Annotated in this window: 13 protein-coding genes; 4 read left to right on the top strand and 9 right to left on the bottom strand. The window is 68.9% G+C overall.

The features are described 5' to 3' along the window. Positions 1-9: 9 nt before the first annotated feature. Positions 10-819 carry an RDD family protein gene (locus RQG77_RS01990; RefSeq protein ID WP_311243205.1) on the top strand — a complete coding sequence of 270 codons (810 nt, stop codon included), beginning with the start codon at positions 10-12 and terminating at the stop codon, positions 817-819. Positions 820-848: 29 nt separating this feature from the next. On the opposite strand, the gene RQG77_RS01985 is transcribed toward RQG77_RS01990, so the two are convergent. From RQG77_RS01985 to RQG77_RS01970, 4 genes are all read right to left on the bottom strand, one after another. Then, entirely contained in the window at positions 849-2,063 is a 1,215-nt protein-coding gene (locus RQG77_RS01985; RefSeq protein ID WP_311243204.1) for an ABC transporter permease, read from the bottom strand. Continuing rightward, a complete protein-coding gene (locus RQG77_RS01980; RefSeq protein ID WP_311243203.1) occupies positions 2,060-2,848 on the bottom strand; it encodes an ABC transporter ATP-binding protein in 789 nt (262 codons plus the stop codon). Before RQG77_RS01980 ends, RQG77_RS01985 begins: the two co-directional genes overlap by 4 nt. Beyond that, on the bottom strand, positions 2,845-3,804 hold the full coding sequence (locus RQG77_RS01975; protein WP_311243202.1) for an efflux RND transporter periplasmic adaptor subunit: 960 nt from the start codon (positions 3,802-3,804) through the stop codon (positions 2,845-2,847). The genes RQG77_RS01980 and RQG77_RS01975 overlap by 4 nt, the downstream gene beginning before the upstream one ends. 82 nt (positions 3,805-3,886) lie before the next feature. Beyond that, positions 3,887-4,093: a DUF3499 family protein gene (locus RQG77_RS01970; RefSeq protein ID WP_311243201.1), complete on the bottom strand. Its 207-nt coding sequence runs from the start codon at positions 4,091-4,093 to the stop codon at positions 3,887-3,889. A 165-nt stretch (positions 4,094-4,258) separates the two neighbouring features. Between RQG77_RS01970 and RQG77_RS01965 the strand changes: the two genes are divergently transcribed. Continuing rightward, a complete protein-coding gene (locus tag RQG77_RS01965) occupies positions 4,259-4,600 on the top strand; it encodes a metallopeptidase family protein (protein ID WP_056308476.1) in 342 nt (113 codons plus the stop codon). A gap of 32 nt (positions 4,601-4,632) precedes the next feature. Here the strand turns inward: RQG77_RS01965 and RQG77_RS01960 are convergent, their stop codons facing one another. The 4 genes from RQG77_RS01960 to manA form a co-directional block, all read right to left on the bottom strand. Continuing rightward, on the bottom strand, positions 4,633-6,015 hold the full coding sequence (locus tag RQG77_RS01960) for a DUF5719 family protein (protein WP_311243200.1): 1,383 nt from the start codon (positions 6,013-6,015) through the stop codon (positions 4,633-4,635). Further along, positions 6,012-9,098, bottom strand: a complete 3,087-nt coding sequence (locus tag RQG77_RS01955; protein ID WP_311243199.1) for a glycosyltransferase — start codon at positions 9,096-9,098, stop codon at positions 6,012-6,014. The genes RQG77_RS01960 and RQG77_RS01955 overlap by 4 nt, the downstream gene beginning before the upstream one ends. A gap of 148 nt (positions 9,099-9,246) precedes the next feature. Continuing rightward, on the bottom strand, positions 9,247-9,564 hold the full coding sequence (locus tag RQG77_RS01950; protein WP_311243198.1) for a WhiB family transcriptional regulator: 318 nt from the start codon (positions 9,562-9,564) through the stop codon (positions 9,247-9,249). 157 nt (positions 9,565-9,721) lie between these two features. Beyond that, positions 9,722-10,864 (bottom strand): mannose-6-phosphate isomerase, class I, encoded by a 1,143-nt coding sequence (gene manA, locus RQG77_RS01945; RefSeq protein WP_311243197.1) that lies wholly within the window; start codon positions 10,862-10,864, stop codon positions 9,722-9,724. A gap of 86 nt (positions 10,865-10,950) precedes the next feature. Here manA and RQG77_RS01940 point away from each other — a divergent pair, with 86 nt between their 5' ends. Together RQG77_RS01940 and RQG77_RS01935 are read left to right on the top strand one after the other, a co-directional pair. Continuing rightward, entirely contained in the window at positions 10,951-12,366 is a 1,416-nt protein-coding gene (locus RQG77_RS01940) for an O-antigen ligase family protein (protein WP_311243196.1), read from the top strand. Further along, positions 12,363-13,661: an O-antigen ligase family protein gene (locus RQG77_RS01935; RefSeq protein ID WP_311243195.1), complete on the top strand. Its 1,299-nt coding sequence runs from the start codon at positions 12,363-12,365 to the stop codon at positions 13,659-13,661. Before RQG77_RS01940 ends, RQG77_RS01935 begins: the two co-directional genes overlap by 4 nt. A gap of 9 nt (positions 13,662-13,670) precedes the next feature. Here the strand turns inward: RQG77_RS01935 and galE are convergent, their stop codons facing one another. Then, positions 13,671-14,657 carry a UDP-glucose 4-epimerase GalE gene (gene galE / locus RQG77_RS01930; RefSeq protein ID WP_311243194.1) on the bottom strand — a complete coding sequence of 329 codons (987 nt, stop codon included), beginning with the start codon at positions 14,655-14,657 and terminating at the stop codon, positions 13,671-13,673. Between the last annotated feature and the right edge of the window lie 120 nt (positions 14,658-14,777).

Here is a 14,777-nt window from a genome sequence, read left to right as displayed (position 1 = left end):
ACTGTACTCATGTCTGCGCCGCTCGATACATCCGACGAGGTGCTCTCCGGTGAAGCCGTGGCGATCGACGTGCAGCCGATCGGTTTCATACTTCGAGCCGCCGGCGCGATCATCGATCTCCTGGTCGGGTTCGCCGTCTTCCTCCTGACACTGTTCCTGCGGTTGTGGCTGCTGGACCTCGGTGTTCTCGACGAGGCCACCGACACGATCGCGACGATCGCGTCTATCGTGGTCAGCTTCGTCGTGCTCCCGATCACGATGGAGGTCGCGCTCAAGGGGCGAAGCCTCGGCAAACTCGCGGTCGGCGGACGCATCGTGCGCATCGACGGTGGCGCGACCGGGTTCCGTCATGCATTCATCCGCGCGCTTCTCGGTGTTCTGGAGATCTATATGACGCTCGGAAGCGTCGCCGTGCTCGCGGGCGCGTTCAGCGCCCGTTCTCAGCGCCTCGGAGACATGGTCGCCGGCACCTACAGTCAGCGTGTGCGGGCTCCGAAGCTGGTCCCCTCCGTCCCGATCCTCCCGCCCATGCTCGCCGGCTGGGCTCAGATCGCGGATGTCGCCCGTCTGCCCGATCGCCTCGCCCGCCGCATCTCCCAGTTCCTGCAGAGCGCACCGCGGATGGTGCCTGCCGCCCGTGCGCGGGTGGCGCAGGACCTGCTCACCGAGGCCTCCCCCTTCGTGTCGCCGCTGCCCGCGGCAGCGCCGGAGGTCGTGCTGGTCGGGATCACGGTCCTCCGCCGCGAGCGCGAGCGCCGGGCGCTGCAGAACGCAGACCGTCGCGCGGAGAAACTCACAGGGCGTCGCGTCGGGGTCTGACCTCCTCCCCCTTCGCCATCCTGTCCCCGTCAGAACCGGATCGCGTCGATGACCTTCACTCGCAGCGCGACGAGCGCGGGGATGAATCCGGAGACCGCGCCCACGATGATCGACGCCGCGAGACCGACGAACGCGGCCCGCATCGGGAAGGGCGGGATGTCTTGGATGCCGTAGAACATCGACGTCACCACCCACTCCGAGCGCAGCACGGCGACGACGATCGCGATGCCGACGAGCCCGGCGACCGTGGTCGCGACGAGGCTCTCGAGGAAGACCGAGAAGAAGACGCGACCGGATGTCGCCCCGAACGCGCGCCGGACCCCTATCTCACGCACCCGCTGACGCATCGCGACCAGCTGGATGTTGATCAGGCTCAGAGCTCCCAGCGCGAGGATGACCGCTGCGATGCCGCCCGTGACCATCTCGAACGTCGCCTGCGCGTCCAGGGCTCCCGGCTGCGCCGCCCAATCGGAGCGGCTGACCGATACTGTCTGTCCCTCAGGCAGCCCTGCCCGCAGGTCCATCGCGAGCACAGGGGCGACCGCATCGACTTCGGTCTGCCCGAGCCACACCTCGTACTGCGGCCAGGCTCCTTCGGGAAGGGCGTCGACCCGAGCGCGATACGCGTCGTAGAGGACGTCGACACGGAGCTCCTCGTCACCGAAACCCTGTCGGGGCACGACGCCTACCACCTGATAGGTGCCGCCAGCCGCTCCTGAGAGGGTGAGAGTCGGATGCTGCACCACCGGTACCCGACCGATCCGGTCCCAGAGCGCTTCGGTGATCACGACCGGGGGCGCGAGGGCATCGGCGTCGGAGTCTCGCAGCCAGCGGCCTTCGAGGAGCTGCTCGCGGTGGATCTGCGAGTACAGCGGATCGATCAGGCGTGCGTTGACGTCGACGATGCCATCCGGCAGCTGCACGGGGACGGTCATGCCCTGCGCGATCCGCGCGGTGTGACTGAATCCGAATCGCTCCGAGACCCGTGCGAACCGCTCGTCGAAGCCATCGACGTCGACGGGCAGACCGTCGGCCGTGCTGACACCGACGACGAGCGTCGCGGCCCGTCCGCCCCACCGGTCCGACTGCTCCGCCTGGAATTGCCGCTGGTACTCCGAGAGCGCGACGACACCCGTGAGCGCTGCCACCGAGACCGCGATGCCGATCAGACTGAGCAGCACCCGCAGCTTGTGCACCCGGATCTCCGCCCATGCGTCGGAGAGGGCGCCGAGTATCCCGGTCATGAGGCCGTCTCCCGGCGCGTGGCCGGCACTGATGCCGACGGTACCGCCGCCAGATTCGACGGCACCGAGGCCGCCAGCGTCGACGCTTCGAAGGCGCGGGTGAGGTCGGCCGTCTCGAGCACGCCGGCGTCGAGACGATAGTGTCTGCGCGCGCGAGCCGCGACATGCAGGTCGTGAGTGATCGTCACGAGCGCCGCATCCGTCTCGGTCGCGACTTCGTCGAGAAGCGACATGACGGTGGCTCCCGTGTCGATGTCCAGAGCGCCGGTGGGCTCGTCGGCGAGGATCAGCACCGGGCGACGCACGAGCGCCCTGGCGATCGCCACCCGCTGCTGCTCGCCGCCGGAGAGCCGGTCGGCGATCTGCTCGATGCGGTGGCCGAGGCCGACCCGCTCGAGCATGTCGGCGGCGATCTGTCGGCGGTTCCAGAAAAGTCTTCCCTTGGCATGACCGAGCGGCATCATGACGTTGTCGAGTGCGGTGCGCCCGGGGAGCAGGTTGAACTGCTGGAACACGAAACCGACGTTGTCGCCGCGCAGACGATCCAGTCGCCCCGACCGCATGCGCCGCACCTCACGCCCTTCGAACGCGACGGTGCCGCTGGTGGGGGCGTCCAGCATCCCGAGGATGTTCAGAAGGGTCGATTTGCCGGAGCCGGAGCGCCCGACGATCGAGACGTGATCGCCGGCGCTCACGTCCAGCGTGATGCCCCGGAGGATCTCCAGCTCCGAGTCATCGGGCAGTCGCACGCTCTTGGTCACATCGGCCAGAGCGACGAGCGTCACCAGCTCGTCCCGCTGTCGCACTGCTCGACGCCCGGTGCGACCTCATAGCAGAACTCCTCCACCGGAGCGACGAAGCCGGGGACGAACTGCCTGATCGACTCGCCCTCTTCGAGACCGGACACGACCTCGACCATGGTGCCGTCGTTGACTCCGAGTGTCACCGGTCGCTCCGCCGGTTCGCTTCCGTCACCCGCATCCACCCAGACGTTTCCCGTGCCCGCACCGCCCTGCACCGCGGTGACCGGCACGACCAGCGCATCGTCGACCTGACCGAGCGCGAGGTCCATCGTCGCAGGGAGCCCTGCGAACACGACCTGATCGGTCGGAACCGCACAGCGCACACTCGCGGTTCCCTCCGTGCTCACCTGCACGCGCACCCCCGTGCATGTGAACGGCGCAGGTCCCCCGGTGATGCTCACGGATGCCTCGGCGGGCGCATTCACCAGTCGATACAGCTGCGCGGGTTCGACCGTCGCGAGCAGGTGGTATCGCGCCGGGGTGAGGGTGTAGCTCTCTGTTCCAGCCGAGGTGACCTGTCCCTTCACGAGGGCGACCTCCGACACGTCGCCCGCTTCGGCGGCGACGACGTCGATGTCCTTCTTCGGTTCGTCTTGCCTGATCGTGAAGAGCTTCTGGCCGGCCGCGACGGATGCCCCCTCTGCGACGTGGACCGCGAGGACCGTTCCATTGATCTCGTTGCGCACAGGGAACGAATCGTCTCGAGCGACGTTGCCGCTCAGGGTGAGCGCGTTCACGACGGAGCCGCGTTCGACCGGGATGACCGGATCGCTGATCGACGACTCCGGGCTGACCATCGCCTCGGTGCGGTCGGGGAAGAACGCGATCTTCACGAGTGCCGCCGCACATGCCCCGAACACGAGCACGAGAAGAAGAGGGAAGATCCAGCGTCGCCAGACGATCACGGCTGCCTTTCCGGCCGCGCCGCCTTGGCGCATCCGCGGTCAGCGTAGCCGGGATGCCCGAGGGACCGGAGCCCGGCAGGCGGCGTGTCTCAGCCGCCGTTCCGGTCTGATCGGGTCAGGCGCGCAGCGCCTCGTGCCGTACCACGAGCCAACCGGCGGGTACCGACAGTCGATCCGCGTGCTGCGCGCAGAGATCGTGCGCGTGCGGATGATTCGCCAGGCCGAGTGGGCCCAGCGCAGCCATCTGATCGCCGTAGTCGTAGGTGAGCGTCGCCACGGCTTCACGCGCGCAGCCGACCTTCGAGCAGAGTCTTGCGTCCATTCACGCCAGGTTACGGGCCCCTTCCCACGAGGGACGGATGCCGCGCCGCCCGGGCCCGCAGACTCGGCCTAGACTTTCGCTATGCCTCGTCGTCCCCGCACCTCCGCCGCTCCGCGCCGCGGTGCTCGACACGGGCGCCATGGCCGTCTGGGACGCAGCGAGGTCGTGCGTCCTCCCCTGGCACCGCTCGACGGTCGTATCGACCGGTTCGACCTCACCGTGGGCACGGCCGTGGAGTTCCTCCGAGGCACCTGGCCGGAACTGCAGGAGGTGCGGTTCGAGATCGGCGCGATGCCGGCGTTCGAGGCGACGGACGAGGTTCCGCGATGGCACCTCGATCACGAGAAGCAGCGAATCGTGCTCTTCCGGCTCCCGATCGAGCGGCTGCTCCCCCCTGGTCACGACGACGGCGCCCACCGACGGATGGCCATCGAGAGCGCCGTGTTCCGGGCCGCTGCTGAGTACGTCGGACGCGAGCCCTGGGACCTCGGCGGCCACGACCACTGAGTTCGAGCCGTCGTCTCAGCGCTGCCCGCGCCTCAGGGATAGACGGTGATGCTCTGCTGGGCTCCCGCCGAGGGCCACACCGGCCAGACGGCGAGCGCCCCAGTGGCCGTCATCGCGACGGACGCGTGCACAGGACCCGAGGTCGACAGGGCGTACACCGTGCGCTCCGTCACCGGCACCGACGCGGACGACCCCGCAGGAACCGTCACCTCGATGGGCTCTCCGCCGTCTACAGGGGTCAGCTGCACGGTGGAATCGGAGTCCTCGTTGTTCACGAGCACGACCTGGGGCGACGGACCGGCCGGGATCGACACATAGACGTCGTCCTCGATCTCCGGCGCAGGCAACGCCCAGGCGAAGTCGGTCTGCGGCCCCGCCCCGTCCTGCTGCCGCACGGCGGCCAGCACAGGAGCATCGGACTCGATCCGCGCCGTGTACTCTCCAGGCGCGAGCGTCGAGAGCGAGAGCTCGGTCGGAACGTCGGCCGTGAGCGGCACTTCGAGTTCCGCAGCGGCAGCTGCGGAACCGAGCTTGCTCAGGGTCACCACCGCCTCGGCATCGACGTCCGGAGAGAGCAGCCGCACGACCGCCATGTCGGAGTTGTCGCCCTCGTTCTCGAACACCTGGATCCCCGGGATGACGGGATTGCGCTGCGGTGCAGCGACAGCATCCTGCAGATCGGCACCCGCAGGGTCGAGCGTCCGCGTGAGCGACGACTGCAGCACTGCGCGCACCGGCGAACCGGTGGCGGTCACCTTGACGATCGGATAATCGGACCCGACCGCGATCGAGGTCAGCGGAAGGGCGATCTGCGACTCGGCCGGAACGATCACGGTGCTCGATGCGCGGACCGACCCGTACAGGCCGAGAGCGACGGTCGAGGGCACGACGCCGGGGTTGGTGAGGACGATGAGGTCCTCCGTGCCGGTGGCGACGGTGCCGCCGACGAGCCAGGACTCGAGGCCGGCGGGTCGACACGGAGCGGCGGCGAGACCGAAGAGGTCGTCCTCGGCGAGCGAGAACGACTCGGTGGCGCCGAGCAGCGGCGCTTCTCGGTCTTCGACTGCTCCGACCAGACGCTGGGCCGAACCTCCGTCGGCGAGGTCCTTCGCCGGCAGAGGGCTCGATTCCGGACGCCCGGACGACCCCTGAGCGGTCAGGCGCGGCTCCGCCGCGGAAACCATCTCGAGCGACTTCGAGGGGTTGCGCCCGATCGCGCGGAAGTCGCCGTTGCAGACGAGCACCGTGTCCCCGGGAAGAGGCGTGACGTCGGCCTGCGCGGGCTCATGCGTGATGGCGGGCCACGGCGCCGTCACCGCGAGCACGGTCCCGATGACGCACGCCGCGGCGACGACCGCGCCGGTCAGGACTCGAGCGCCGGTGGCGGCCACCCGGAATGCGCGGTTGGTGCTCATCGTCGCGGCTCCTCGTCGTGGTGGGGTCCGTCATCGGGGTGAAGTCCTTCATCGGGCGTGCCCTCTGAGCCCTCCGCCGCGGGGTCCGCAGCCGACACCTCTGCAGTGGAGTCTCCGTCGACGGTCTCCGGGGAATCCGCGCCGGCAGGTTCGCCGACGGCCGAGTCGACGGCATCCGCTTCTTCATCCGGTTCGGCTGGAGTCTCCGGCACAGTGTCCGGGACCACCGACGAATCATGCTCGTCGCGGTCTTCCGGGTGCCTGGGCAGCACGAGGGGCTCCTCCGCCGCTCGCCCGACGATGCGCGACTTGGCGCGGGCCGCGCGTCGAGACGCACGCGTCGGCACCGACAGCAGGAGCGCGGCGAACACGAGAACCAGCTGGAGCGTGATCACCAGGCGCGCAGTCGCCTCCTGGGCTGCGGAGAGCGAAGCGCGCGGCGATGCCTCCGCTTCGAGCCGATAGAGGACGCCGCGATCCGTGGTCCCCGCCTGGACGAAGCCCGCGCGCTGATCGAGTGATGTCACAGCCACGGTGCGCAGCGTGCGCGCGCGGTCCGACTCGTCGTCGGACACCTTCGCCAGGAGCACGTACGAGATGCCCTGCTCCCCGAGTTCCGCCGCGGCATCGAAGTCGCGCGCCGAGAGCAGGTCGACCGCGAGGATCGTGAGGTCGGTGCCTCGCAGCTCGGTCGCCGTCGACAGGATCGTCGTCTGCGCGCTCAGTGTCTCGCTCCCACCCCACGCCACCTCGGTCGCGAGCCCACCGTCGTTCTGCGGTGTGAGTACCAACGTGCCGACGGGCCGATCTGCGCCCGCCTGTGCGGCGACGTACGCCGGCAGCGTCGAGGCGGGGCCGTCGCGGAGCGCCGAGGACTCGGAGTGGAACGCGGAGAGCGACGGGACGGCGCACACCGCGATCGCGAGGCCCGCGACGGCGGCACTCAGAACGCGCACGCGCGGGATCGTGAGCGCGGTGTCGAGAGTCACGAGCGCTGCCCCCGTCACGCCGATCCACGCGAGGCTCAAGCCGGTGCCCGGCCAGATCGCGACAGGCACGCCCTGGGCGAAGGAGACGGTCACGCCGACGGCGAGGAATGCGGTGGCGAGGCCGGAGAGGGCGACGACGAGGAGGGTGATGCCTGCCCGCCAGCGAGGCGCGACGGCCGAGACGAGAGCCAGCAGCGCCAGTGGTGCGAGCAGCAGCGCGACCCAGGGTGCCATCTCCAGCCCGAGCCAGGACGTCCAGCCCGCCATACCTTCCGAGGGGAAGCCTGAGGCCAGCGCGAGCCGACCGGCGGCATCCGCCGTCGCCTGAGGACCCGCCCAGATGTATCCGGGATCGGCGAGCACGGCGATGAGGCTGCCGTGACGCAATTGCCAGAGCACGAGAGGTGCGAAGAGAGCGATGGCGGGCACCGGCACCCACAGCAGGCGGATCGCTCCGCGGATGCGTGCACCGGCGAGCGTGATGCCGAGTGCGACGACCCAGAGCAGCAGGAGTGCGGGCGCGAGCGAAGGGGCGCACGCTGTCACGGCGGCGAACAGGAGCGATGCCGCCCCGGCCGCGCCCCATGAGCGATGCGCGACGACCGCAGCGTGGAAGAGCCATGGGAGGAGCAGGTGCACCAGCACGCCCGTGGGACGACCGTCGACCAGTGCGGTGAGGAAGGTGGGGGCGAGTGCCCACACGATTCCGGCGAAGATGCGGAGACCTGCTCGGTCGGTGACCCGAGTGGCGGCGAACCATCCGCCGAGCACGGCGAGCGGCAACGCGAGGACCCAGAGCAGCACGAGAGAGAAAGAGGGGGCTCCCGGCCATAGGGATCCGAGAACGGCGATCACCGCGGCGAAGGGATCGGCAGGACCCACCACCCCGGCGCCGAGTCCGCGCAGCCCCCAGGCCGCGTCGCTCCATAGCGCTTCGACGGTCGCCCGCAACGGCAGGAGCCCCCCGCCGCCCAGGACGGGCCACGCGAGGACGGTGGTGAACGTGGCGATGCTCACGACGAGCGCTGCGAGCACGGCCCAGGCACCCCCACCCGAGAAGAACCGGAGCTCGCTGACGGCTCCACCTTCACTGCCGTGCCCGTCGTCGAGGCGCCGGCGCAGGTCAGAGCTGCTCACGCGGAGCGGTGCGATGCTCGACCAGCTGGACGTGCGGAACGCGCGGATGCTGCCGCGTGAGCGGGCGATCGCCGCGAAGCGGAACATCGCGGTCACCGCGGCGCCCCATTCCGGAGCCACCGCCTCAGGGCGCTTGCCGACGAGGTGCGTCACCGATCGCCAGAGTGCGAGCGGGAGGAGTGTGAGCCAGTGCAGCGGCACGGCGACCGCGGGTGCGTAGGCGAGGCGACGATGCAGTTGGGCGAGCCTCGTCGCGAACGCGCGCTTGCTGCGACCATGCGGCAGAGCGCCGGGGCCGTCCGGTGAGACCGAGATCCGAGCCGAGGGCGCGAGCACCACGCGTCCGCCGCCGAGCCGAGCGCGAACGCCGAGGTCCAGTCCCAGGTCTGCTCCGGGAAGCGCAGGGTCCGGCCTGAGGGCATCGCGCACCTCGCCGCGGACCAGCATCCCTCGGATGTCCGCTCCGAGCGCGTCGTCGGTACCGTCGTGCTGTCCCTGGTCGAGCTCGCCCGCGGCGAGTTCGACCGTGCGGCCGAGGGTGGTCATGCTCACGCCCAAAGAGACGATCTCACGATCGTTGTCGGTCTGCACGAGCTTGGGGGCGACGATCGCGGCCGACGGGGAGCGCTCGAGGGTTCCCACGAGTCTTTCGAGTGCGCGCTCATGGGGCGCCGTGTCCTGCGCGAGCAGCCAGACCGCACTCCCCTCGAGGACGCGCGGGCGGGCGAGTTCGACAGCGTCGGCGAACGACGTGCCGCTGCGCGCCTGGATGATCCCCTCGACCGCTGCCGCCACCGTCTCGCTCTCACGTGCCGATGCGGCATCACCGCACATCACCAGCGTGATCGCCGCCGGCGGAGCGGTCTGGGATCGCAGAGCGTCCAGTGTGCGGAGCAGTTGCGCACGGGCGGAGGAACCGGGGCGCGCGACGATGATTGCATGAACTCGGGCTGGCATGACCTGGTCAGCCTATGCGCGCCGCGGTATTCCGCGGACCAGCGGCCCCGGCGTGGCCGCGAAGCCATGAGCGAAGCATGCATCCCGTCGGAGACGGCAACGGCGCCGCACCTCGACCGTGGTCAGGATGCGGCGCCGATGAAGATCGTCAGCTTGCGCGGCGCTTGAGCTTGCGGCGCTCGCGCTCCGACAGCCCGCCCCAGATTCCGAACCGCTCGTCGTTGTTGAGCGCATATTCGAGGCATTCACCGCGGACATCGCACGAGGTGCAGATGCGCTTGGCGTCGCGAGTCGAACCGCCCTTCTCCGGGAAGAACGCCTCGGGATCGGTCTGCGAGCAAAGCGCGTCGCTCTGCCAGGCAAGAGCGTTCTCGTCGTCGGCCTCGGCCTTCCGAACCCCGGGAACACCGAGGTTGATCGGATCGACGAACCAGTTCTCCGGTACGTCTGAACGGTAACCCGTCATCTCGCTCTCCAACCCCTGTATTCCGCCCCCTCGGCGGGCCGTGCTCAACTAATTACACCCGTGTCATTCCCATCGGTCAAGTCGCGGATCGTAAACCCTCAATCAGGTCTTGAAGGTTCTTGAGCCTCGTACGGCGTGTCGCGCCGGCGTCCGAGGCTCAGCCCACAGCGCCGGAATCAGCCGGAGATGCGATGAACGCCTCCCCCTGACCCGACAGGCTCAACTGCCCCTCGTCGGGCGTCGCGAAAGCCACCGTGCCGATCGGGACGATCAGCATGCCGCCGCCCGCGCCGCGGACCTCGACGCGGCCGGCCGTGGCGAGCACCATGGTCGGCCCGCTGACGTCGACCGACACCGCCTCGCCGTTCAGAGCGACGCGGCTCAGTGCGAAGTCCCTTACCGGCACCGGGTATTCGGTGATCGCACCGACCTCGGTCGGGCGGAGCACCGGCACTTCTCCGGTCGTCGTGTCGAGGATCGAGAGCAGTTCGGGCACATCGATCCGCTTCGGGGTCAGCCCGCCGCGCAGCACGTTGTCGCTCGCCGCCATGATCTCGACCCCGAGGCCCGAGATGTAGGCGTGCAGGAGACCCGCTCGGAGGAAGACCCCCTCACCACGGCGGAGCACCACGTGATTCATGAGCAGAGCGACCACGACGCCGGGGTCGCCCTGGTACGTATCCGCGATCTCGGCCACAGCCCGCAGCGTGGTGTCCCATTCCCCCGCATCCGAGTCGGCCGCGGCGCGTACCGAGGCGATGACGTCGTCGACCACGGCCTGCGCGTCACCGGACAGCAGCCAGCCGATCGTGTCGCGGAGCACGTCTCCGTCGGCGCCGAGTCGAGACGCGAGTTCTGCCACGCCCGCACTGTCACCCAGTGCCGTCAGCAGGCGCCGGGTATCGGCGAGGGGACGGAGTCCGCTCAGGGACTCGAAGCGCTCGCTCAGCGCGACGATCAACTCGGGCTTGTGGTTGTCGTCACGGTAGTTGCGGTTCGGGTCGTCGGCGCCGAGGTGGGCCTCTCGCGCCCATCCGGCCCTGGCCTGCTCGATGGTCGGGTGCACCTGGATCGACAACGGAGAGGCCGCAGCCAGCAGCTTGAGCAGGTAGGGCAGCGACCCGCCCGTGACGGCGTCGAGTGTTCCGCCGCCCTGCACGTCTGCCGGATCCCCCGGGTGGTCTCCGAACCAGACCTCGGCCTCAGGGCCGCCTGCGGGAACGCGACCTTCGAGGTCGGCGAGGAGCGTCGGCGATCCCCAGGCGTAGTCGCGGGGCACGTTGGAGAGACTGAGCAGCATGCCACCAGAGTATTGGCACCGGAACCCGCCGTGCCACGAGCGCACGATCAGGTGCTCTGCGAGCTGTGCGCTGTAGCCTGAACGCGATGGCGCACTACACGAAGCATCCGGTGGCCGCCCCGCCCACCGCGCCCGAGCGCGAGTCGACGGGGCATCTTCTGCTGCGCGGATACATCATCCTCGTCCTGTTCGTGACGTTCGCGCACTCGGCGGTGTACAACCTGCTGGGCGAGATCGGTGCAGCGATCACGCTGGTCGTGTTCCTGCTCTCCACGCTCGGCATCGGCGTCCCGATGATCGCCCGTAAGCGTCCGCACGCCTTCGCCTGGCGGCGCCTGCCCTGGGCAGCGACCGCATACACCGTCGTCGCACTGCTCTCGGTCGCCTGGTCGCAGTGGCCTGGGGCGACGATCATCACGTGGGTGCTGCTGGCGACCGTGACAGTGAACGCGTTGTTCATCGTGCACGTCCTCACCTGGCACGAGATCGTCCGAGCCCTCGCCTCGGCGTTCAAGTGGATCCTCGGCCTGTCGCTCGCGATCGAGCTGTGGGTGGCGCTCGTCGTGCACGGACCGATCCTGCCGAACTTCTTCGTGCGCCCCGAGGGCGAGACGAACGCGCACTGGTACTGGGTGCGCGGCAACCTCCTCGACGGTGGCCGCATCCAGGGCATCGTGGGCAACTCCAACCTGCTCGCGATCATCTGCCTGTTCGCGATCCTCACCTTCGGCGTGCTGTTCGCCGCGCGCACGCGCTGGCGGACGACTCTCGCGCTGTGGGCCCTGCTCGCCGCGTACTTCCTGCTCAGGGCCGGATCCGCGACGGCATACGCGTGCGCCGCGGCAGCGGCGGTGGTTCTCGTGGTCGCGCTGCTGATGCGCCGCACGAAGACCCCCGGAGCACGCACCAGGCTCTATGTGCTCTTCATCGGCGGGGCTGCGGTCATCGGCACAGCCGTCTGGCTGCTGCGCGAGCCGCTGTTCGCGCTGCTCGGCCGAAGTGCGGATCTGACGGGCCGATCCGACAAGATCTGGGACAAGGTCCTCGAGCGCGCGGCCGAGCATCCGCTCTTCGGCAACGGTTTCTCGAGCCCGTGGGTGCCCTTCGATCCCGCCTTCGCCGGATGGATCGAGGACCACGGGATCACGGTGTTCCATGCGCACAACATGTGGCTCGACGTGCTGATGCAGCTCGGCGCGCTCGGGGTGGTGCTGGTCGCACTCGCGTACCTCAGCCTGCTGTGGCGCTCTTGGTTCTTCGCCATCGACCGGCCTCGGTGGGATCTCCAGTCCGATCGCTCCTACTCGGCGATCACCCTGCTGCCGAGCCTGTTCACCATCGTCCTTCTCGTGCAGGGACTCACCGAGTCGACGCCCATCATGCTGTGGGGCTGGATGCTGCTGGTCCTGCTGTCGTTCAAGATCAAGGCCGTACCGCTCGTCGGAGTCGGTGAGCGCGAGCGCGTGATCGAGCGTGGCGAGAGAAGTCGGCGGGTTCCGTGACCTTCGGACGCCGTGTGGCGGATCTTCTCGGATCAGCCGAGTTCGCCCGCGCCTACACGATCGCCGTGCTGACGGCGGTCTTCGCGGCGTTCACGATCGAGCGCGCGGCGTCCCCGGTGACGCTCGCCACGGTCGTCGCGGCGCTCTGCGCGCTCGGCGCCTGCATCCTGTGGGTCAGACGCGAAGAGCTCTCCCTGCTGCGGATCGCCCCGTCGTCGCTGCTGGCATTCCTCGGCTGGGCGGCCGTCAGCGTCTTCTGGTCGACCGACAAGTCCGATACCGCTCTCGGATGGCTGGAGCTTTTCGGCTTCGCGTTCCTCGCCATCACCGTGGGACACATCCGCGACACTCTGCAGACGGTGCGGGCGCTGGGCGACACGCTGCGATTGCTCCTTATCGTCTCCCTCGCCCTCGAGATCCTCTCGGGTGTGCTTCTGGACACTCCGTTCACCTTCCTCGGGATCGAGGGGCAGCTGGCCGTCGGCGGCCCCGTGCAGGGCATCTTCGGCAGCCGCAACATGCTGGGCTTCGTCACCGTGATCGCCCTGATCACGTTCGTCGTCGAGTGGCGTTCGCAGTCCCTGACGGCACGCATCGCCATCCCGTCGATCGCGTTGGCGAGCCTCCTCGCGTTCTTCTCCTCCTCCCCCATGGTCCTGGTCCTCGCCGCGGCCGTCGGCGTCGTGGCCGTGGCCCTCACGATCGTGCGGCACGCGCCCGCCGAGCGACGGACGATCGTGCAAAGGGTGCTCGGAGTGCTCGTCGCGCTGGCGCTGGCCGCGGCATTCGCTCTTCGGCACGTCATCATCGCGCTGCTCGACGCAGGATCCGACTTCTCGGTCAGGGCGACCCTGTGGAACACGATCCTCGACTTCGTCGCCCTCAAGCCGGTCGAGGGGTGGGGCTGGTTCGGCTCCTGGGCGCGCGGCGAGTATCCCTTCACCTACATCAACTTCCTGCTCGACGACCACCATCAGAGCGCGCTCAACGCGTACTTCGACGTGCTTCTGCAGCTCGGCACAGCCGGACTCGTGCTCTTCCTGCTGTTCGGCGGCATCGCCACCATCCGCTCCTGGCTCGTCGCGAGCGTGCGGCGCTCCGTCGTGTACGCATGGACGCCGCTGATGCTGGTCACGCTCGCTGTGGAGTCGATGTTCGAGAGCTTCACCCTCGTGGGCGCCGGTTGGTTCATGCTGGTGCTCTGCGCCTTGCGAGCGGGCCAGACGCGGTCCTGGAGAGAGAGCATCGACGCGGCGCACACCGGGGCGATCCCGACCCTGCGGCCTCAGGCCTGAGGGGTGGGGTCAGAGGGACCGCAACTTGATCGCCCACGCGAGTGCGTCCCTGACACCGTCATCGACCGAACGCTGCGCCCTCCAGTCGAGGATCTGGTCGGCGAGGTCGACCACGGCGAAGGCACCTGCTTGGTCTCCCGGCCTGCGCGGAGACTCCTCGACCGACAGGACGCTCCCGGTGACACGCTCGAAGGACGCGACCAACTCGCGCACAGTCACCCCGTCACCCGTGCCGAGATTGATCACCCGGTACGGTTTGGCCTCCGTGACGACGTCGTCGAATCTCTCGAGCGCCGCGACATGCGCAAGTGCCAGATCCCAGACGTGAATGTAGTCACGCAGTCCCGAGCCGTCACGTGTGGGCCAATCGGTGCCCGTGATCGTAAATGCCGTGCCGTTCGCATGCGCTGTCAGGATCTTTCCCAGCGCATGACTCGGAACAGGGTTCTGAAGTCCGGTTCGCAGCCGGGGATCCGCGCCGATCGGGTTGAAATAACGCAGCGCGATAGCCCGCAGATCGCCGGCTTCCGCGGCGTCGCTGAGAATCTGCTCCACCATCGCTTTGGTCGTCGCATAGGGGCTCCCCGGCGCGACGGCAGCCGTCTCGTCCACTCCGCCACCGCCCTCCCCCGCGTAGACAGCGGCGGATGAGCTGAACACGACGCGGTCGATCCCAGCGTCGCACAGCTGCTGCAGCAATACGATCGTCTTGCCGACGTTCGCGTGATAGTACCCGAGAGGGTCGCTGACCGATTCGGGGACCACCGTGCGCGCAGCGCAATGGACGACCGCGTCGATGTCGGGGTGTCGCTCGAGCAGTCGTCCGAGCACATCCGGATCGGCGATGTCACCCTCGAAGAGGTTTCTGTCCGCTCCGAACGTGCGCAGTCCCGTCGAGAGATCGTCGAGGAGAACGACCTCGTGTCCGGCTTCGATGCAAGCCGTGCCGATCGTGGACCCGATGTATCCGGCTCCGCCGGTGATCAAAACCTTCATCGGCGTCAGTCTACAGATCGGGTCGCGCTTTTCCCGGGGCCCGCTCACGAGGTCCTTCAGGGTGCGGAGGGTAGGCTACTGACTGCTCGTACCGTCACGCGCACCCTCCGCCGGGAGGCT

This window comes from Microbacterium sp. WCS2018Hpa-23 (assembly GCF_031843845.1).
Lineage (GTDB): Bacteria > Actinomycetota > Actinomycetes > Actinomycetales > Microbacteriaceae > Microbacterium.
Note: the sequence above shows the minus strand (reverse complement) of the source record. Positions and strands in the feature narration are given on the sequence as shown.